The sequence below is a fragment of the Microbulbifer sp. genome (assembly GCF_036563125.1).
Classification (GTDB): Bacteria; Pseudomonadota; Gammaproteobacteria; order Pseudomonadales; family Cellvibrionaceae; genus Microbulbifer.
The window spans coordinates 20,889-40,013 of record NZ_DATCMV010000145.1; the positions used below are offsets into that span (position 1 = coordinate 20,889).

17 protein-coding genes are annotated in these 19,125 nt (G+C 57.4%); 10 read left to right on the forward strand and 7 right to left on the reverse strand.

Features of this window, described 5'->3' with window-relative positions; all coding sequences use genetic code 11:
- The first annotated feature begins 9 nt into the window (after nucleotides 1-9).
- The 5 genes from cyoA to cyoE are packed head-to-tail and all read left to right on the forward strand — an operon-like array spanning nucleotide 10 to nucleotide 4,906.
- Nucleotides 10-936 carry a ubiquinol oxidase subunit II gene (gene cyoA, locus VIL80_RS12345; protein WP_332036409.1) on the forward strand — a complete coding sequence of 309 codons (927 nt, stop codon included), beginning with the start codon at nucleotides 10-12 and terminating at the stop codon, nucleotides 934-936.
- 2 nt (nucleotides 937-938) lie between these two features.
- Nucleotides 939-3,005 (forward strand): cytochrome o ubiquinol oxidase subunit I, encoded by a 2,067-nt coding sequence (gene cyoB / locus VIL80_RS12350; RefSeq protein WP_332036410.1) that lies wholly within the window; start codon nucleotides 939-941, stop codon nucleotides 3,003-3,005.
- Complete coding sequence (cyoC, locus tag VIL80_RS12355; RefSeq protein ID WP_332036411.1) at nucleotides 3,002-3,631, forward strand: cytochrome o ubiquinol oxidase subunit III; 630 nt, start codon at nucleotides 3,002-3,004, stop codon at nucleotides 3,629-3,631. Before cyoB ends, cyoC begins: the two co-directional genes overlap by 4 nt.
- On the forward strand, nucleotides 3,631-3,972 hold the full coding sequence (gene cyoD / locus VIL80_RS12360) for a cytochrome o ubiquinol oxidase subunit IV (protein WP_332036412.1): 342 nt from the start codon (nucleotides 3,631-3,633) through the stop codon (nucleotides 3,970-3,972). The genes cyoC and cyoD overlap by 1 nt, the downstream gene beginning before the upstream one ends.
- A gap of 28 nt (nucleotides 3,973-4,000) precedes the next feature.
- The gene (gene cyoE / locus VIL80_RS12365; protein ID WP_332036413.1) at nucleotides 4,001-4,906 is read left to right on the forward strand and encodes a heme o synthase; all 906 of its coding nucleotides are present in this window, start codon (nucleotides 4,001-4,003) and stop codon (nucleotides 4,904-4,906) included.
- An 86-nt stretch (nucleotides 4,907-4,992) separates the two neighbouring features.
- Here the strand turns inward: cyoE and VIL80_RS12370 are convergent, their stop codons facing one another.
- Nucleotides 4,993-5,382, reverse strand: coding sequence for a hypothetical protein (locus VIL80_RS12370; protein WP_332036414.1), 390 nt, complete (start codon nucleotides 5,380-5,382; stop codon nucleotides 4,993-4,995).
- A 213-nt stretch (nucleotides 5,383-5,595) separates the two neighbouring features.
- On the opposite strand from VIL80_RS12370, the gene VIL80_RS12375 reads away from it, so the two are divergent.
- A complete protein-coding gene (locus VIL80_RS12375; RefSeq protein WP_318952837.1) occupies nucleotides 5,596-5,826 on the forward strand; it encodes a DUF350 domain-containing protein in 231 nt (76 codons plus the stop codon).
- A 12-nt stretch (nucleotides 5,827-5,838) separates the two neighbouring features.
- Nucleotides 5,839-6,657, forward strand: a complete 819-nt coding sequence (locus VIL80_RS12380) for a transglutaminase domain-containing protein (RefSeq protein WP_332036415.1) — start codon at nucleotides 5,839-5,841, stop codon at nucleotides 6,655-6,657.
- 67 nt (nucleotides 6,658-6,724) lie between these two features.
- Here VIL80_RS12380 and VIL80_RS12385 read toward each other — a convergent pair whose 3' ends face one another.
- Complete coding sequence (locus tag VIL80_RS12385; protein WP_332036416.1) at nucleotides 6,725-9,127, reverse strand: zinc-dependent metalloprotease; 2,403 nt, start codon at nucleotides 9,125-9,127, stop codon at nucleotides 6,725-6,727.
- Nucleotides 9,128-9,357: 230 nt separating this feature from the next.
- On the opposite strand from VIL80_RS12385, the gene VIL80_RS12390 reads away from it, so the two are divergent.
- Together VIL80_RS12390 and VIL80_RS12395 are read left to right on the forward strand one after the other, a co-directional pair.
- Nucleotides 9,358-10,176 carry a sulfite exporter TauE/SafE family protein gene (locus VIL80_RS12390; protein WP_332036417.1) on the forward strand — a complete coding sequence of 273 codons (819 nt, stop codon included), beginning with the start codon at nucleotides 9,358-9,360 and terminating at the stop codon, nucleotides 10,174-10,176.
- A 55-nt stretch (nucleotides 10,177-10,231) separates the two neighbouring features.
- A complete protein-coding gene (locus tag VIL80_RS12395) occupies nucleotides 10,232-11,380 on the forward strand; it encodes a pyridoxal phosphate-dependent aminotransferase (RefSeq protein ID WP_332036418.1) in 1,149 nt (382 codons plus the stop codon).
- Nucleotides 11,381-11,625: 245 nt separating this feature from the next.
- On the opposite strand, the gene VIL80_RS12400 is transcribed toward VIL80_RS12395, so the two are convergent.
- Nucleotides 11,626-14,112, reverse strand: coding sequence for a TonB-dependent receptor plug domain-containing protein (locus tag VIL80_RS12400; RefSeq protein ID WP_332036419.1), 2,487 nt, complete (start codon nucleotides 14,110-14,112; stop codon nucleotides 11,626-11,628).
- A 399-nt stretch (nucleotides 14,113-14,511) separates the two neighbouring features.
- On the opposite strand from VIL80_RS12400, the gene VIL80_RS12405 reads away from it, so the two are divergent.
- Entirely contained in the window at nucleotides 14,512-15,324 is an 813-nt protein-coding gene (locus VIL80_RS12405; RefSeq protein ID WP_332036420.1) for a DUF2884 family protein, read from the forward strand.
- Between the two features lie 82 nt (nucleotides 15,325-15,406).
- Here the strand turns inward: VIL80_RS12405 and VIL80_RS12410 are convergent, their stop codons facing one another.
- The 4 genes from VIL80_RS12410 to VIL80_RS12425 form a co-directional block, all read right to left on the reverse strand.
- A complete protein-coding gene (locus VIL80_RS12410; protein ID WP_332036421.1) occupies nucleotides 15,407-15,922 on the reverse strand; it encodes a peroxiredoxin in 516 nt (171 codons plus the stop codon).
- Nucleotides 15,923-16,134: 212 nt separating this feature from the next.
- Entirely contained in the window at nucleotides 16,135-18,036 is a 1,902-nt protein-coding gene (locus VIL80_RS12415) for a family 16 glycosylhydrolase (RefSeq protein ID WP_332036422.1), read from the reverse strand.
- 202 nt (nucleotides 18,037-18,238) lie between these two features.
- Nucleotides 18,239-18,727, reverse strand: a complete 489-nt coding sequence (locus VIL80_RS12420; RefSeq protein WP_332036423.1) for a DTW domain-containing protein — start codon at nucleotides 18,725-18,727, stop codon at nucleotides 18,239-18,241.
- Between the two features lie 30 nt (nucleotides 18,728-18,757).
- Nucleotides 18,758-19,125 (reverse strand): DsrE family protein (locus tag VIL80_RS12425; RefSeq protein WP_332036424.1); only part of this gene is annotated, 368 nt, incomplete at its 5' end.

The window sequence follows — 19,125 nt, forward strand, 5'->3', positions numbered from 1 at the left end:
ATGCTCCTCGTGTTAACTCGTAGCCTCAGAAACGCTGCGCTGTCTGCTGCCGTGCTTGCACTGGCGGGATGCGACGGCGGTGTGCTCGACCCCAAGGGACAGGTGGGTGTCGACGAAAAAAACCTGATCATCATTTCCACCCTGCTGATGTTGCTGGTGGTGATTCCGGTGATCGTCATGACCCTGTACTTCGCGTGGAAATACCGCGAGGGACGGGAACATGAAATCTATGCGCCCAAGTGGGCCCACTCCGGAAAGATCGAAGCCGCCGTGTGGCTGGTGCCGGTGGTTATCGTGCTCATCCTCGGCGTCATCACCTGGCGCTCCACCCACAGTCTCGATCCCTACAAGCCACTGGAACACGAGCGCGAACCGCTCACTGTGGAAGTGGTATCGCTGAACTGGAAATGGCTGTTCATCTACCCAGAACAGGGCATTGCCGCGGTGAATGAGCTGGTGATCCCCACCGATAGACCGGTGAATTTCAAGATCACCTCCGAGTCCACCATGAACTCGTTCTTCATCCCGCAGCTCGGCAGCCAGATTTATTCCATGGCGGGTATGGAAACCAAGCTGCACCTGATCGCCAACGAGCCCGGTACCTTCGAGGGCTTCTCGGCCAACTACAGCGGTGAGGGCTTCTCCGGCATGCACTTCGAAACCAGGGCGGTGGATGAAGCTGAGTTCGAGCGGTGGGCAAGCGACATGAAGCGCGGCCACGGCACTCTCGACAGCGCCCGCTACGCGCAGTTGGCCGAGCCCAGTGAAAACCACCCGGTGGAATACTTCAGCGCGGTCAGCGACGGGCTCTTCCACCAGATCATGTTCAAGTACATGCAGCACTACAACACCTGGAACAAGAGCCCCGCGCATCACCACGAGGAGCACGACACTGCTTCCATGCCCAGCATGCGCAACGGTAAAGCGGAGGAGTAAAAATGAATCTGCTCGGTAAATTATCCTGGGAAGCAATTCCCTATCACGAGCCCATCATCATGGGCACCCTTGCGGTGGTCGGCATTGCCGGCGTACTCATCGCGTTCGCCATCACCCGCGCAAAGCAGTGGAACACCCTGTGGTTTGACTGGATAACTTCCGTCGACCACAAGCGCCTCGGGGTGATGTATATCCTGCTGGCGCTGATCATGCTGATCCGCGGTTTCTCCGACGCGATCATGATGCGCACCCAGCTGGCCATGGCCACCAATGGTGCAGCCGGCTACCTGCCGCCGGAACATTACGACCAGATCTTCACCGCCCACGGGGTGATCATGATCATGTTCATGGCGATGCCGTTTATGATTGGCCTGATGAACATCGTGCTGCCGCTGCAAATTGGCGCGCGCGATGTGGCCTTCCCGTTCATGAACAACCTAAGTTTCTGGTTGTCCGCGGGCGGCGCCATCCTGATCAATATTTCTCTCGGCCTCGGCGAATTCGCCAAGACCGGCTGGCTCGCGTATCCGCCGCTGTCGGAGTTGTCATTTAGTCCCGGCGTGGGAGTTGATTACTACATCTGGGCACTGCAGATTTCCGGCGTCGGCACCCTGCTGACCGGGGTGAACTTCCTGGTGACCGTGTTCAAGATGCGCGCGCCGGGCATGAAGCTGATGGATATGCCGATCTTCACCTGGACCTGCACCTGGGCCAACGTGCTGATCGTGGCCTCCTTCCCGATCCTGACCGCGGTGCTGGGCCTGTTGACCCTCGACCGCTACCTGGATTTCCACTTCTTCACCAATGACCTCGGCGGCAACGCCATGATGTATATCAACCTGTTCTGGGCCTGGGGACATCCCGAGGTATACATCCTGGTGCTGCCGGCATTCGGTATTTTCTCCGAGGTGATCTCCACCTTCACCGGCAAGCGCCTGTTCGGTTACAAATCCATGGTGTGGGCGAGCGGTGCGATTTCCATCCTCGGTTTCATCGTGTGGCTGCACCACTTCTTCACCATGGGCTCCAGTGCCAATGTGAATGCGTTCTTCGGCATCATGACCATGATCATTGCGGTACCCACAGGGGTGAAACTGTTCAACTGGCTGTTCACCATGTACCGCGGCCGCCTGCGCATGACCGCGCCGGTGCTGTGGACCCTCGGCTTTATGGTGACCTTCACCATCGGCGGCATGACCGGCGTATTGCTGGCGGTACCGGGTGCGGACTATGTGCTGCACAACAGCCTGTTCCTGATCGCCCACTTCCACAACACCATCATCGGTGGTGCGGTGTTCGGTTACCTGGCCGGCTTTGCCTTCTGGTTCTCCAAAGCCATGGGCTTCCATTTGAACGAGCGCATCGGCAAGGCGTCTTTCTGGTGCTGGCAGGTCGGTTTCTACATGGCGTTTATGCCGCTGTACGTGCTTGGCTTCCTCGGTATGACCCGCCGCCTGAACCACTCTGACAACCCCGACTGGAATATCTGGCTGTATATCGCCTGTGCCGGCGCCTTCGTGATCCTCGTCGGTATCGTGCTGCAGTTTGTGCAGCTGTACCTGGCATTCCGCGACCGCGAGCAGAACCGCGACCTCACCGGTGACCCCTGGAACGGCCATACCCTGGAGTGGTCCACCGCCTCGCCACCGCAGTTCTACAACTTTGCGGTGCTGCCGCAGGTACACGACATCGACGCGTTTACCGAGAAGAAGGAAAACGGCACCGCCTACCAGCGCCCCGCCAAATACGCGCCCATCCACATGCCGAGAAACACCGCTGCCGGCATCCTGATTGCCGGTGCCGCCACTGCCTTCGGCTTTGCCGCCGTGTGGCATATCACCTGGCTGGCCGCCGCGAGCCTGGTGGCGGTGGTCGCGTTCCTGCTACAGCGTGCCTATGCGAAAGATGTGGATTACTACGTGCAGCCGGATGAAATCGCGCGTATCGAATATGCCCATCTGCGCCATATCAATCCCGCACCGGCAGCTACCCCTGGTCACGGCCAGGCAACGCCGGCGAAGCGCCGCAAAAAGGCAAACGAAGAAACCATTGAAGAGGTGTCCGCATGACCGCGATAGCTCAAATACCACAGGGCGCCACTGCGGCGTCCGATCACCACGACGATCACCATCACCACGACACGAGTGAGAACACCATTTTCGGTTTCTGGCTCTACCTGATGACCGACTGCCTACTGTTCGCCTCGGTGTTCGCCACCTACGCGGTGCTGTTCATGAACACGGCCGGTGGCGTATCCGGGCGCGATATTTTCGAACTGGATTACGTGGCCATCGAAACCGCGGCGCTGCTTTTCAGCAGTATCACCTACGGCTTCGCCATGATTGCCGCGCACCGCCAGAACAAAATCGCCACCCTCGGCTGGCTGCTGGTGACCTTCGCCTTTGGCGCGGTGTTTATCGGCATGGAAGTGAATGAATTCCATCACTTGATTGCCGAGGGCAACGGCCCGTCGCGCAGCGCCTTCCTGTCTTCGTTCTTCGCCCTGGTTGGCATGCACGGTCTGCACGTGACCGCCGGCCTGATCTGGATGGCGGTGATGATGATTGAAGTAGTGAAGCGTGGTCTCGGCAAGAGAACCATTACCCGACTGTCCTGCCTGAGCCTGTTCTGGCACTTCCTGGATATCGTCTGGGTGTGTGTATTTACCGTGGTTTACCTGATGGGAGTAGTGTGATGAGCGCACATACTGATTTGCATTCTGGGCACGATCACGCGGCCGATCACGGCAGTGTTAAATCCTACCTGGTGGGATTTGTGCTGTCGGTCATCCTCACCGCCATTCCCTTTTGGGCGGTGATGACCGGGCAATTCGACAAGGCCACCAGTATCTGGCTGGTGGTGGTAATGGCGATCGTTCAGGTGGTCGTACACCTGAAATATTTCCTGCACCTCAACTTCTCCGTAGCGGGACGCGCAAATACGTTTGCCTTCCTGTTTACCGCATTGATCATCGTGATGGTGGTTGGTCTGTCGGTGTGGATCATCTACGCCTCCAACGCCATGATGATGCATTAATGCTTTTGCCACGATTCAGGTAATGGCCGTGTCCAAGCATTTCTCTAAATACGTTGTCTTGAAATACTTTGCTGTCACCAAGCCGGGGATCATCGCCGGCAACCTCATTTCGGTAGCGGGGGGATTTTTTCTCGCCGCCCGCGGCGAGATCGACTGGGGCCTGTTTATGGCTACCGTAATCGGACTGTCGCTGGTGGTGGCCTCCGGCTGTGCCATCAACAATTGCATCGACCGCGACATCGACGCGCGTATGCAGCGCACCCGCAACCGGGTCACCGTTACCGGTGCCCTGGCAGCGCGGGCCGCAATGCTGTTCGGCTCTGCGCTCGGGGTTGTGGGATTTGTGCTGCTGGCCGTATTTACCAACACCGTCAGTGTCGCCTTCGCGGCTCTGGGATTTGTGGTTTATGTGGGGGTTTACAGCCTGTATATGAAGCGCAATTCTGTGTATGGCACCCTGGTGGGCGCGCTGTCCGGTGCGGTGCCACCGGTGGTGGGCTACTGTGCGGTGACAGGAGAATGCGACGGCGCGGCGCTGATCCTGCTGCTGATGTTCTGCCTGTGGCAGATGCCGCACTCCTATACCATTGCGATCTTCCGCTACCGCGACTACGAGGCGGCGAACATCCCGGTACTGCCGGTGGCGCAGGGCATCGGCAAGGCGAAGCTACATATCGTGCTGTATATCGCGGTGTTTGCCCTGGCGAGTATCTTGTTACCGCTGAACGGTTATACCGGCACGGCGTTTATGGCGGTGGCGTGTACCACCAGCTTCTGGTGGCTGGCGATGGCACTGCGGGGTTACCGGCAGGACGTGGATATCCACGGTTGGGCGCGGCAGGTGTTTGCCTTTTCAATCTTTATCATCACCGCACTCAGCGTCACCATGGCACTGGACTTCAGCAGCGCCACCCCACACCTGGCCAGGATCTGACGCCGAATTTAAAAATTATGCTCAACTAAAAAAGGTTTGCCGAGAGATCGGCAAACCTTTTTCATCTCTATCAAATCAATGCGCAATTACTGCTGCAGATCTCTTACGCAGCTATTGTACTCGCTGATATAAACGTCGCTACCGCGGTTGGGAACCTCATTGGACTTATCCGCAGCCGCGTTGCGGCAACCTTCGATCTGATCGCTGGTCAGGCCGGTACCCGGCAGGGTCTGGCTCCGCTGGTACATATGCGCTTGTTGCACACGGTCCTGATGCGCTTGCACAGTGGGTTGAGGAACCTCATAGAACATGCCAGATTCCTGATTGAAGCGGTAAAAGCTATCGCCACTTCTCCAGTAGGTGGTGCCCAAGATCTGAACCTCAGACGCACCAGCGGGTAGCTGAGAAATCGGTTGGCCCGCAAGGGCGGCACCTGACAGTGAACAGAACAGTACAACTGGTATTAAGTAACGCATGGAAAACTCCTCCTCTTCCAACGTGTCACGAAGTCTACTCACGGCCACAAGTCGTCCCCAACAAATTTCCCGATAATTTTTCCCACCACCGTCGGTGAATCCGACCCGTGCCGGCACTCCGGGTTTTTCGATACCGTGCAGTTTTCGGAAAGCGGAAAAGTAGCCTCCAATATGGTCTAATTGAGCCCTTACGGTTTCAACTGGACAATAAACGTGCAACCTGAATTTCTAACCGCAACCCTGTTCAATCTCGGTATCAACCTGATCTACACGGTACTCGCCATTTTTGTGGGTATGGTTGCGCTGCTGGTTATCGACAAAAAACTGCTGAAGCACGTGGATATCCAGCAGGAACTTAAGAATGGAAATATTGCTGTCGCGATATTTGCCTCCACCATTCTGGTTTTTGTTGCGATGATTATTTCCTTTGGCCTGAAAGGCTGAGGCTGAATCTCCATGCGCCTGCTACTGGTGGGAATCCTGTTTGGCTCGCTATTGATGCTGCCGGAGCTGATCCAACAGCGAAATCAGTTACTGCATGAGAGCGCCGTACTGAGCCAGCAGCGCGCCACCGCACGCGAGGGTGATAGCGAAAACTCAGAAGTCACGGACAACCAGAGTGGTTCGGTACTGGTATCCGGCAGCCATTCGCCACTCACCGAGAAAATGGTGCAACAGGCGGTGGGACGGCGCTCCGAGAGCGAGAGCGGCTACATATCCATCTGGAACTGGCAGGGGCTGGAAAATGTCACCGCCTCTGCCCGCGGCCTCGACAGCCTGCACCACTTCGCCAACAGCTATCTGGTCGGTTTCCAGCCCTTTGCAACCAAGGAGCTGTGGATACCGCTGTACACCCTCGCCATTCGCAAGGAATACCAGTATGACCATTTGCAGTACGCCGGCCTTGCGGATATCTGGCAGACCTCCCGCCAGGCCTACTACCAGAAACGCGGTGACTGCGAAGATCACGCCATCCTGTTGGCGGACTGGCTGATCAACCTCGGTGTGGATGCGCGGGTAGCCCTCGGCACCCACAAAGGCGAGGGCCACGCCTGGGTCGTGGCCATTGTGAACAACACCGAATACCTGCTGGAAGCCACCAGCAAGCGCCGTCAGTCCAGCTGGCAAGCGATGCCACTGGCGGCACTGGCGGAGGGCTACGAGGTGGAGTTCCAGTTCAACCGGAATTACTTCTGGGCCAAAACCACCTCGGCATCCACCCGCAGTTATCGCGGCAATCACTGGATCAAAAAGTCGCAGTTTGTACGCAGCTGAATCCGCTTGCGTACGGTGTTCGCCAATAAAAAAGCCGGAGGTGACTCCGGCTTTTTTATTGGCATTCTCAGATCGGCGAGCCCGGTGGTATCGGCTTGATCTCGCCGGCCTCCACACTCAGTTCCCCATCCATAAAGGCGGCGATGCGTTTCGCCTCGTAGAAATAGTGGGCGTTGTAGCCCTGCGGATCGTCGCCAAACAGTTTCATTGCACCGATGGCGTGCTGGAATTTCGCCAGCTCAAAACTGGCGCGGGCGCGTGCGGATTCCGCTGCACTCTTGTTGTCTGCCAGCAGCATCAACTTGTGGATATACACATGGTTTACCCGCTGGTGAATCGCCGCCTGCAATCCCCGGTATTCATCCCGCGCCAGCGCCTGCTCGGTGAGCTGTGCCAGCAGGGTATTGAAGCCCGGGCCTTCGCTGCGGCGCGCCTGTTGCTCCTGCAGCCGCGCTGCGCGCTCGGGGTCGAGCAGGATGGAATAAGTATGGCCGGCGGCCGCCTCGGCCATGGCAATACCGTCAAAGGCGACACCGGTATATGCGGGGAAACTCTCACCGGTGCGGTCGTAGCCGTAGGATTTCGGCGGCAGCAGCTGCAGCACGCTTTCCGGCAGGGTTAGGAATTCCGGCTTCAGCGTTTGCGCCAGTGCGTCGATCGCCCGCTGCTGCCTGTCGGCAGCAACGACCGAGTAGCTTTGCGCGTCGGCGTCGTTGTACAGATAGTCGTAGTCGAGACCGCCGATCAGCTTGCCCACGGCCTCGGCCTGGTAGCGGTGACCGTAGTAGACCGGCACCAGGGTTTCATCCAGGGACGAGCGCGCGCTGCCGCGCGGGTTGGCTGCCGCGCTGAACCGCTCCAGTGCATAGCGGCGCAGTTCGGTCATGCGCGCAAACTCATTCAGCGCATCGCCGCCGTTGTCCCACAGGTGGGAATCTGCATGGGCGTTATTGATCGCGCGGGAATCCGGGTCGGAAATAAAACGCAGTTTCTGCTCCCTGGCGTCGTCGATAATGCTGGCGAGATACAGCTGCTCGTCGTCATCATCATCGCCATCCGCAAGACCGTAGCCATAGCGCACCACCAGCTTGTCCCACTCACCAATGCCGGAATCGTAGGCTTCGTTAATTTCCAGTTCGCCGTCGTTCAGGTTGACCAGCGGTGCCGGGTAATCCATCACCGAGGCGCGACCGGCGGTACTGGCGATAAAGTTGTGGGCGATACCGAGGGTGTGCCCCACTTCGTGGGCGGAGAGCTGGCGTATACGCGCCAGCGCCATCGCCTTCAGGTTTTCGGTATCGGCATTTTCCTCGCCGTAGGGTTGCAGCAACCCCTGGGCAATCAGGAAGTCCTGGCGCACCCGCAGGGAACCGAGGGTGACGTTGCCCTTGAGGATTTCGCCGGTGCGCGGATCGGCAATGGAGTAGCCATAAGACCAGCCGCGGGTGGAGCGGTGCACCCAGTTGATCACGTTGTAGCGCACATCCAGCGGGTCGGCGTCTTCCGGCAGGATTTTGACCTGGAAGGCATTTTCAAACCCGGCCTCGTCAAACGCCTGGTTCCACCAGCTGGCGCCCTCGATCAGCGCACTGCGCACCGGTTCCGGTACGCCGGAATCCACGTAATACACGATCGGTTCCACCGGTTCATTGCTGCCCGGTCTTTTCTGCAGACGGTGGCGGTAGATCAGCCGCTGATCCATGGGCTGGTCGATGTCGGTGGCGTAATCCCGGTAGGTCAGCGGAAAGTAACCGCTGCGGCTGTGGAACTGGCGCGGCTTATAGTCATCGTCCGGCAGCGCCACCAGCGAGATATGCTGGCGCAAAGTGACCAGATTGGGCGTGGGCACCACTTCCTTCAGGTAATTACCCGGTTCGCTGCCGGCGAAGGTCAGTTGGGCCTCGAATTCGGTATTCAGGGGAAAGCTCTTGGTGCGCGGCAGGTAGACCGCGGACTTGCTACCGTCGATGCTGTAGTTGCCCTGCCTGGCGTCCTTGAGACGCTGGCCGATACCGTGCTGGTCGCTCAGTACAAATGGCGTAAAGTCCACCAGTACGCCACCGCCCTCTTCTCCCAGCACCTCAAACCCCCACAGCACGGAGGAGGCAAAGGCCTCGGATACGGCGCGGCGCTCCGCCGGGTTATCCGACAGGGCGCGATACTTGAGGTTGATCTCATGTAGCAGCACCTTGTTGCCGATGCGCTCGAATTTCACCACGCGGCTCTCGCCCACCTGGTTGCGATCCAGCCCCACCGGGTTGGACCCCAGCCCCTGGGCGAGACCGGTGAGTAGCAGCAGCTCGCGATCGAAACTGTCGACCTCGAGCAGGATGCGCCCTTTCTGCTTGTCCCAGTAAAAATCAAACAGCCCCTGTTGCCGCTCCATACCACCGGTCAGGCTGCTGATGGACTCGGCCTGCGCTGAAATACTCAGCAGCAGTGTGAAGGCAATAATCAGCCTCTTGAACATGATTCCCCCGCGTGTGATCGCACTATTGTTGTGGCCAAAGAGTACCAGCTGCAGCGTTTCAGTAAACCAATCCCTGCTACTTCAGTAAACCAATCCCTGGCGTTTTCGCGCATCGAATTCGACCGACCCCTGAATCCTTTCGCTTTATCCCCACTCACCGAATCCGCCCGCGCCTTGGCACGGTTAATGCTTTTCCCCATATATTCAACGAGGAACAAACGGGGGAATCAATGAGTATCGAGGAAGTATCTCTGTTTATCCTGCTGCTGTGCGCCGCGGGTTTAATTGCGGGAATTACCGCGGGGTTGTTTGGCAACGGCGGAGGATTTGTGGTGGTGCCCGCACTGCTCGCAGTGTTCCCCTTCCTGCACAGCGCCTCGGATGAAATGATGCGGGTGGCAGTGGGTACCTCGCTCGCCTCCATCGTAATTTCCTCGGCGCGCTCGGTGCAGGCGCACAACAAGCGAGGTGCGGTAGATTTCAAAGTGTTGCGCGACTGGTCGATATGGATTGTGCTCGGCGTCGGCGCAGGCCTGTATATCGCCTCGTTTACCGACAGCAAAAGCCTGGTGAAGGTATTTGCGGGCGGCGTGCTGCTCTATTCCATCTACTTCCTGTTTCCCCATCTGTTCGATGGCCTCAAAGGCAAGCTGGAAATGCCCACGGGTTTCGCCCGCGCGGGGCTTGCCAGTTTTCTCGGCGGGTTTTCTTCACTGCTCGGTATCGGCGGCGGCACCATTACGGTGATGACCATGGTGCTGTGTAACCGCCCAGCGCACCAGGCTGTGGCAACCGCCTCCGGAATCGGCTTCCTTATCGGCCTGCCCGGCGCCATCGGCTTCCTGATCATGGGACTCGGTGCACCAAATTTGCCCATGGGCTCCATCGGTTACATCAATATTCCCGCACTGATTGCGATTTCTGCGTTTTCCATCATTTCCGCCCCCATCGGCGCGCGCTGGGCCCACAGCCTGAACGAGCTGCACCTGAAGCGCCTGTTCGGGGTTTACCTGATTGCGGTATCCATGGCGATGTTTGCCAAGGCGTAGAAACTGATTACATAAATACTCATAAGCACAAACACACAACCGGGAGAATAAAATAATGCACAAATCACTGAGCAGAAGGTTGTTTCTACAGGGGGCCACTGCGGCCTTTTCTGCCGCCACCATGGGAGGCCTGGCCAGCGCCGCCTCCGCCAAGGAAATTGTGCGGCCGAAGCCGCTGTACGGCCCGCCCCCGGGAATCGCCAGGCTCAACTCGAATGAAAACCCTTATGGCCCCAGCCCCGCCGCACTCAAGGCCATGATGGAGGCGAGCCAGAAGGGCGCCTACTACGTATATGACAGTGTCATCCGACTCAAGGAAATGATTGCCGAGCGTCACGGCCTGACTCCGGAGCATATCAGCATCGGTTCCGGCAGCAGCGCCGGCCTGACCGCCGCCGCTATTGTGGCCGGACGGAAGGGTAATATTCTCGGCCCGGATCTGTTCTGGGATACCACCTCACGCGTGGTGGAGATCCAGGAACTCGGCCAAATCAAACGCCTGCCAAAACTGGAGTCGATGCAGATTGACCTGGACGCCATGTATGCGGCAATCGATGATTCCGTTTCCATGGTGCAGGTGACCAACCCGAACAATCCCACCGGCCTGCTGATCGACCCGGTGGCGATGAATAATTTCTGCATCAAGGCTTCCAAGAAATGCACCGTGCTATCGGATGAGGCCTACAACGAAATCACCGACAATAGCGATGCCAATTCGGTAATCCCGCTGGTCAAGCAGGGGCACGACATCATCGTCGCGCGCACCTTCTCCAAAATTTACGGTCTCGCCGGCATGCGTGTGGGCTACCTGATCGCACAGCCGGAAAAAATCGCCGAGATCGAGAAGTACGGCGTGGGCTGGTACGGACTCAACCAGGCCGGTCTCGCTGCGGCAATTGCCAGCTATGAAGATCATACCTTCATGGACTACTGCCGCAGCAAGATCAAGGAAGCGCGTGAAATGGTCAGCGCCGCGGTCAAGGAAAATGGCCTCACTGCACTGCCTTCCGTAACCAACTTTATGTTCGTCAATCTCGGCGATCTCAACGCGGAAACCTTCCGTGCAGAGATGGAAAAAGAGAACGTGCATATCCGCGGTATTTACCGCGATTACACTAACTGGTCGCGCGTGAGCATGGGCTATATCGAGGATGTACAGAAATACACTTCTGCGCTGCCGAAGGTTCTGCATCGCATGAGCTGATCTGCAGTTACGAGAATAACAGTCGCTCCACTGGCCAGCATTAGCTGGCCTTTTTTATGCCTGTCACTTCAAGCCCGCAATTTCAACTCCGTAACTTCAAGCCTGTCACTTTAAACCTGCGATATTTAGATTGCCTTCGAGGTCCTCCACTTTACTGAGAGGGTTTAGCGCTATCCCAAGCATAACCCTCAGGCAAAAAAAATCCCCGCAGAGCGGGGATTAAGTCACGTAGAAGACACCTCAAATCAGAAGTTGTGATTCAGACTCAGGTAGTAGAAGCTGCCCTGCCAGTCGACGATGGAGCCGGTGGGATAAACAGCGCCGCAGCAGTAATCGCCGAGCAGATCCTTGTCAGGATACTCGTCGAAAATATTGCGACCGCCCAGGCTCGCACTGGTGTTTTCGGTAAAGTGGTATTTACCTTCCAGGTCCACCTGAACTACAGAGCTGTACTTCTGCACTTCACCCGCATTGTAGTTTTCCGACGTGCCGAACCAGTTGGCGCGGGCCATCAGTGAAACCGGACCAATATCGTGCATGGCGGTTACCGCACCGCGCAATTTCGGGTCGAAGTTTTCGAAATCGTACTGATCCTCTTCGTTCAGATACTCACTGGGATCAGAAGTGAATTCGGATTTGTTGTAGTTAAGAGACGCGGTGATGTTGGTGGTGCTGTCTGCAGACCATTCCAGCGGATAGGTTGCCACCACATCTACACCCTGGGTGCGGGTATCGAAGGCGTTGGTGAAGTAGAACACGCCGCCGATGGATTCGGCCCCCACTACACCGGCATCCACCAGCGCCAGATAGTTGTCGTAGGCCGCACCACTGTCGCTATCCGCAGAAACATCCAGGGTGGAAATCGCGTAGGTGCGGTCATCCACATCGATGCGATAGAAGTCCACGGTCAGGTTCAGCTTGTCGAAATCCGCGGTAAAGCCGAACGCAAAGTTGGTGGAAGTTTCCGGCTTCAGTGCCTCGGCACCCAGCGCCTGGGCGACGCTGCTGCTGGCAGGGAACAGGCCAGTCGCCACCGGGAAGCCGTTGGGCAGGCGTGTGGAGACGTTGGTGGTGCCCTGCTGGCCCGGAGTTGGTGCACGGAAGCCCGTGCCAACGGATGCGCGCAGACCGAAGCTATCGGTGACGTCGTACTGCATCGCCAACTTACCCACCAGCTCCGAATCAAAGTCCGAGTAATCTTCAAAACGCACTGCGGCCTGAACGAACAGCTGATCGGTCAGGTCTGTGCTGAGGTCACCGTAGACGGCATAGGAATCGCGGCTGTAGCTGCCGCTGTATTCGGGAGAATAGCCAGGGAAGCCGTTGGACCCCACACCCACTACCTGGTAGACCGGATCATCCGGATCGGCACAGTTTAGGCCCGAACCCGTTACCATTACTTCAAGGCCGGCCACAGTAGGGGTGCCGTTGTCATTACAGAAGCCCCAGGGGTCCTGGGTAGCATAGGGACCAGCGGCATAGGAGGCCTCGTCGCCGCCGCTCAGCTCATAGGATTCATCCATATAGCTGATTCCGAACGCCGCCACCACCGGGCTGCTTAGCCCCAGCATCAATTCCTTGGAAAAATCTGCCTGGATCTGGACTTCTTCGTTTGCCAAGGTGCCCGGCTTGAAAGAAGTGGGGCTATCCGGGCCCATAGACGGGTTGATGGTGTTTTTCAGGGTATAGGCTACTTCTGATTTGCCGTAGCGGGCACTCAGGTCGTAAGCGAAACCTGAAGCCATCTCTCCCTTGAGCCCTGAAACCAGGGAGTAATCGGTCACTTCACCAAAAAAGCGCGGGGTAAAACCACCGGGGAATTTCTCCAGCGGGCTGTAAATGGAACCGTCCTGCTCGCGCAGGTCCATAATGGTGCCGTTGTTCGGGTAACGGTAATAGAAGCTGCCATCGGCTTCACTCTCGGAGTAGTTACCAAAGGCATACAGCTCCTTACCCTCGCCGAGATCGTAGCCGGCATTGAAGAACAGTCGCGCACCTTCGGAGTTCGGCTGCCCCCAGGGCTGCACCACATCGCCCTCCAGCGATGCATTTTTTGCCGCTTCAATAAACTCGGGGTCCTGGTCCGCAAGACAGAACCAGTCTTCACAGTATTGTTCGGAACGGGAGGTAAAGTCCGCCGCGGAAACTTCACCGGAAATACTCAGGAAGCCACTGCTGCCAAGAGGCATACCGACGTTGCCGACAGCCGTGGTCTGGAAGCCGTCGCCTTCACTGTACTCGCCGGTGCGCACACCGAAGGAGCCGCCCTCGTCGTTGTCCTTAAGGATAAAGTTGATCACGCCGGCGATGGCATCGGAACCGTACTGGGCTGCTGCACCATCGCGCAGCACCTCAACGGATTTGAGTGCAGAACTGGGAATGGTCGCAATATCTGGCCCCTGGGTGCCGGAACCGCCAATTTCCACCAGTGCGGCGCGATGGCGGCGCTTGGAGTTCACCAGCACCAGGGTTTTATCCGTAGGCATGCCACGCAACTGTGCAGGGCGAACAAAAGTGCCGCCGTCGCTGATCGGCTGCCGCGACAGACTGTAGGAGGGAACCAGGGTCATCAGCACATCATTGGTGTCGGTGTGCGACACCGATTCCAGTGCTTCTGATCCGAACACATCAACCGGCACTGGCGAGTCAGAAACCGAGCGCGGCTTGCCGCGAACCCCGGTCACCGCTACCTCTTCTACCTCTTCAGCCACCGCCATCGGCATTGGTGCCATGGCACCCCCGGCAATGATAGCTACCACAGCACAACTTAGAGCTTTCCGCTTCATGAGCCACCCCTCATTTATTGAACAAATACCAAAATCTGTTTTGAATGACGCTTTCCTGAGCTTTTTTCGGGCAAAGGAACCCCGTACCGCGTATGCCATGGCAAGCGCGGTTAAACTGGATATCGGGTACAACGGATACTTCTGGTGCCGGGCCACTGACGGTCATTGCGACCAATGGGGCCGGCTCTTTTGACGATTGCACCAGGCGACTGCCAGGTGCTTAGCTGAGAAGGAGCAATATGCGTGCCAAAATAAATCGGTTTTTTTCGCAGCCACTGCATCCAGATCAAAACCGGGTAGCGTCATACCTGCAGATCACCCCACAAATGACACTTAGAAAAATTCATGCTGGATAAACCGATGAACAAGATCCGCCTGCTGACCGCCGCCTCCATGCTGGCCCTTCCCTTCGCCATTCCGGTACAGGCAACCGAAATAAACCTGACCAATGATGGCGAACACAACTGCAATGTGGATATCCACCAGCAGATCACCGTCGGGCGCGACTTTATGGAAACTCGCGACGAGGACGACAACCAGCCGCTGTTCGCCTACCACGCACCGGACCAGCTGGCCGTGGGCGATACCGGCCTGATCCTCGACCGCCAACAACAGGAATTGATGCAGACCTACCAGCAGGGCTTGCACACCGCCGGGCGTCAGGTATCCGAAATTGCAGTGGAGGCAATGGATATCGCCATGAACGGTGTCGGCATTGCCCTAGCGGTACTCGCCGGCCCCGACAGCGCCGACACCCAGGAGTTTCTGCAGTCTTCCGAGGCACTGCGAGACAAGCTGCTGGCGCAGACCAAAAAACAGGGTGATGTATACACGTTCGGCAGCCCGTGGGTGGACGATGTCTTCGGTGAAACATTTGAAAGGGAACTGGAGCCGCAGATTGAAAAGCTCGCGGCAAAGTCCGCCGGCAACATTGCCTGGCATGCCATGAAAGCAGTGTTTACCGGTGGCGCAAGTATCGAACGGGATGCGGAGGCTGCGGCAGAAGCGGCCGAGGCCGAGGTGGAAAAGAAAGCGGAAAGACTGGAGGCGCGCGCCGAAGCCCTGTGCCTGCAGCTGCAGGCGCTCGACGCGCTGGAAGTGAAATTACATCAGGCCATTCCCGCACTGCAGGGCTTGGAATTGATCACGATGAAATAATTCTGGGCGGGCCTGTACCGGCCCGCACCAAATTTATGTAAAACCCCCAAGTGTTCGGCCGCTATTTGCGGCCTTTTTTATTTTATTTTTTTGCCACACCCAGTTCGCCCAGGGTACGCGCCATATCTTCGGCACTGGTAGCGGGTTTGATATCGCGGTCAATTTTCAGGATATTCCCGTCCTTGCCGATATAGAAGGTGACTCGCTTGGCCATATTCAGCACCGGCATTTTCACATCGTAGGCCTCGGCAACAGCACCGGTTGGATCACTCAGCAGCGGGAAATCCGCCTTGTATTCATCGGCGAATTTTTTGTTGTCTTCCACTTCATCAGTGCTCGCCATGAAGTAGGTGACATCGTACTCGCGAATCAGGTGACCATTTTCTGCGAGGGATTTGCACTCGATGGTACAGCCCTTGGTAAATGCTTTCGGATACCAGGCAATCACCACCGCCTGCTTGTCTTTGAAGTCAGACAGGGTGTAGGTCTTGCCATCGGAAGCCTGGAGTGAAAACTCCGGTGCAGGTTCACCCACTTGCTGTGCCATTGCGGGAACGGCGGCTACCAACAGCAAAAAGCAGCAGAACAGCTTTCTCATATATAGTTCCTTGTCCAAAGTGGTTTCTCGACGGATTGCGTCAGGCTATTTTCTGACTCCCGATTCCCACTCAGTTTCGGGGTTTTCGTCGCCAGCTTCAATGGCTTTTCGCCCAGCGGCGCCAGCGAGAACGGCAGTTTGGCCTTACTCCATAAGGTATGCGACGGCGCTGGAGGCGGGCGGCAGCCATTGCCGCCCGCACATTCTCCAAGCTACTGGCACAAGCCTGTGCTATTTCCCGTATCGTGACTCAGGCCGCCGCTTAAGTCGGTGACACAAAAACTCACAGACACGCTACCAGCCGCAGAAGCCGAGCTAGTCAGCCTGGCAACACCACTGCTATCGGTAATCCCACTGGCGCCGGTCTCGGAAATACTACCGCTAAAGTTACCGGTTACGGTCACGCCCGCCACACCGTAGCCCAGATCGTCCCGCACCGTCACCGTGGCAGTCGCATACTTTTGCCCCTTGCTGGCAGGCGCAGTACCGGTCACAACACTGGCAACCGACATGCTGGTAGCTACAGCGCCATTCTCGACACCGTAGATATCAAAGTTGTCCCAATAGTAGGTGTCACTGTTGAATGTATTCGGATCGAACAGGATCACCAGGCTGTCAACCGCATTGGCCGGGGTAGCACCATCGATGCGGTCATCCAGCTCGAACTTGAGGCGCTGCCAGCCGCTGCCTTCGCCCACGTAAGCAGCGTATTTCGAGTGCCGGCCAGTGGGATAGTTGGACGCCGTGGCGCTGGAACTGTCCTCCAGCTGTACCAGAATCTGGGTCCCCGGTGCCGCTGTGGTGAATACATCCATGTAAAACGCCTTTTCCCCAGCCAGGAACGGATCTGCATCAGGAATGGCATTGGTGCCGGCAATAATCACGTCGTACTGCGCCGCTGCGGAACGGTTGTACATGGCTACGGTCGCCGAACCATTGGTGGCATCGGTTTGCGGGTTGGCCGCATTTTGGACAAATGAGCCGTCGAACTGCGTATAGCTGAGGGTACGGTTGGACTCAAAGTCCTCCAGCACCGTTTCTTGCGCTAGCTTGGGGGTCACGTGGACTGGCAGCGCAAGGTCGCGACTGCCACAGCTGTCAACGACGCTCACACCCAGCTCACCGGGAGCACTGCCCCACTGCACGGTAACGGTATCGCTGCCGGCACCGGATACCAGCGTCGCGCCTGCGGGCAGGGCCCAGCTGTAGTTCGGATTGCCGCCCAGGGTGCCGGCAACCGAGTAGCTGGTGATCTCGCCACTCTCCACAATGCGGTCACCGACGATCGCAGGCTGCCCGTAGTCATAGACCCGCACGTAATCCACCTGCATGGTCTGCGGCAACATCGAATCATCCACTGCCCCACCGAGGTTTCCACCCACCGCCAGGTTCAACAGGAAGTGGTACCGGTAGTTCTCAAAGGTCCAGTAGGCGGAAGAAGTGATGTCATTGGGGGTCAATGTGGCGTACAGCTGGTCGTCCACATACCAGCGCATCTCGTTCGGCTCCCACTCCAGCGCGTACACATGGAAGTCCGCCGACCAGGGTTCCGGCTGGCTCAGCAGGCGGTTGCCGGTGAAGGAATTGTTGGGATAGGGCTCGCCGTAGTGGATGGTACCGAGCACGTATTCATCGGATTGACCGATGGACTCCATGATGTCGATCTCGCCACTGATGGGCCACGTCTCGGCGGGATCCGTTGGTAGCATCCAGAAGGCCGACCACATACCGTTGCCATACGGCACCTTGATACGGGCTTCAAAGCGTCCGTTGGTCCAGTCCCCGCCATTGGGCATATTCGCGGTTCGCAGGCGCGCTGACGTATAGGCCTTGCTCTGTACCCGCTCCTTTTTTGCGGTGATGGTCAACAGGCCGTTGGCCACCGTCGCGTTTTCTGCCTTGTAATACTGCAACTCACTGTTGCCCCAACCACAGATACCGTAGCTACAGCCATCGCCCAGCATGGGTTCCCACTTTGTGGTATCCAAACTGGTACCGTCAAAGTTGTCTTCCCACACCGGTGCTGGAGACTGGCACTGTTGGGCCAGTGCAAGCGGGGCAGAGGTCATCGCCATGGCAATTAACGCACTGTTATATACATTTTTGTAGCGCATTATTTTTTCTCTCGTTGTGATTATGTATGCGCGCAAACGGCGCACTACAAACCTAACAAGCTAAATGGCGCTTAGCTGTCCCACTATGCTGACCCGATTCGAAATGGGACAGCCTTGGACAGCGATAAGGTCGATGTGGGAACACGAGAGAGAGCGTGGCACCTGAGAGCGACAAATCTGCTTATGCACAGAAAAAACGATATCAGGTGCCACTTCCGTTGAAGCACAAAAACTGTTGCTCGAGCCTGTCGGCGATAGCCTGATACCCCTTGCCCCGCAGAATTTCCACTACGCACTCTGCAGTGCAAAGCCCGAAGGACTTCTGGTTGCGCCGCAGGCGATAGCGGGATCCCTGTTCAGAGGCCAGATTCAGCCTGCCCAGGGAATGAAGATAGGGACTGCGGTTGTACATCTTGCGCGCTTCTTGCCAGGTGGCGTCGAGCAGAATGAACCGTTCGCAGTCTCCGACATCCATACTTGCGACCGTCTCACCAGCTACTTCGGTATCGGGATAAAGCAACCCAGTCGCCGGATCATCCAGCACTGCGAGCAGCGCTTTAGACGGCGCAGTGCGCCGCCAGATCACCCGCTCAACACTTACGCCCTCACCGGCGACGGCGGACAGCACCAGCTTGCCGGTGTTACTCGGACGCTCCAGTTCGCGTTCGTGGGTCAGGAGTATGATCTGCATACTTGGCGTTTTCGATCGGCTTTCCGCTACTCACCAAGGATTGAGTGTATAGCCCTGTTGCTGCAACAGGGCGTGGGCAGTCATGGCGGACAGCGCCATCTCCACCCCGGGCAACAGGTCATCAGTCCCGATGCCGTTAAACGCAGCGGATTGGCCGCAAATAATGACGCGTACCTTGTGTTTCTGTAACGCCGCTAGCAATTCCGCGTTAGGGTTATCGCGCTGAAATTTTTTCTGGAAAGCGGCATTGTTTACGACATCAAGGCTCGCACCGCCGTGGACGACCAGCGCCAGCTCGACCTGCTCCGGCTTCACGCCCGCCCGCGCCTGCATATTGAGGAAACGCGCGAGGCTCTCGAACTTGCGATTGCGCTTTCCCTCATCGCCCTGCTCCGCCG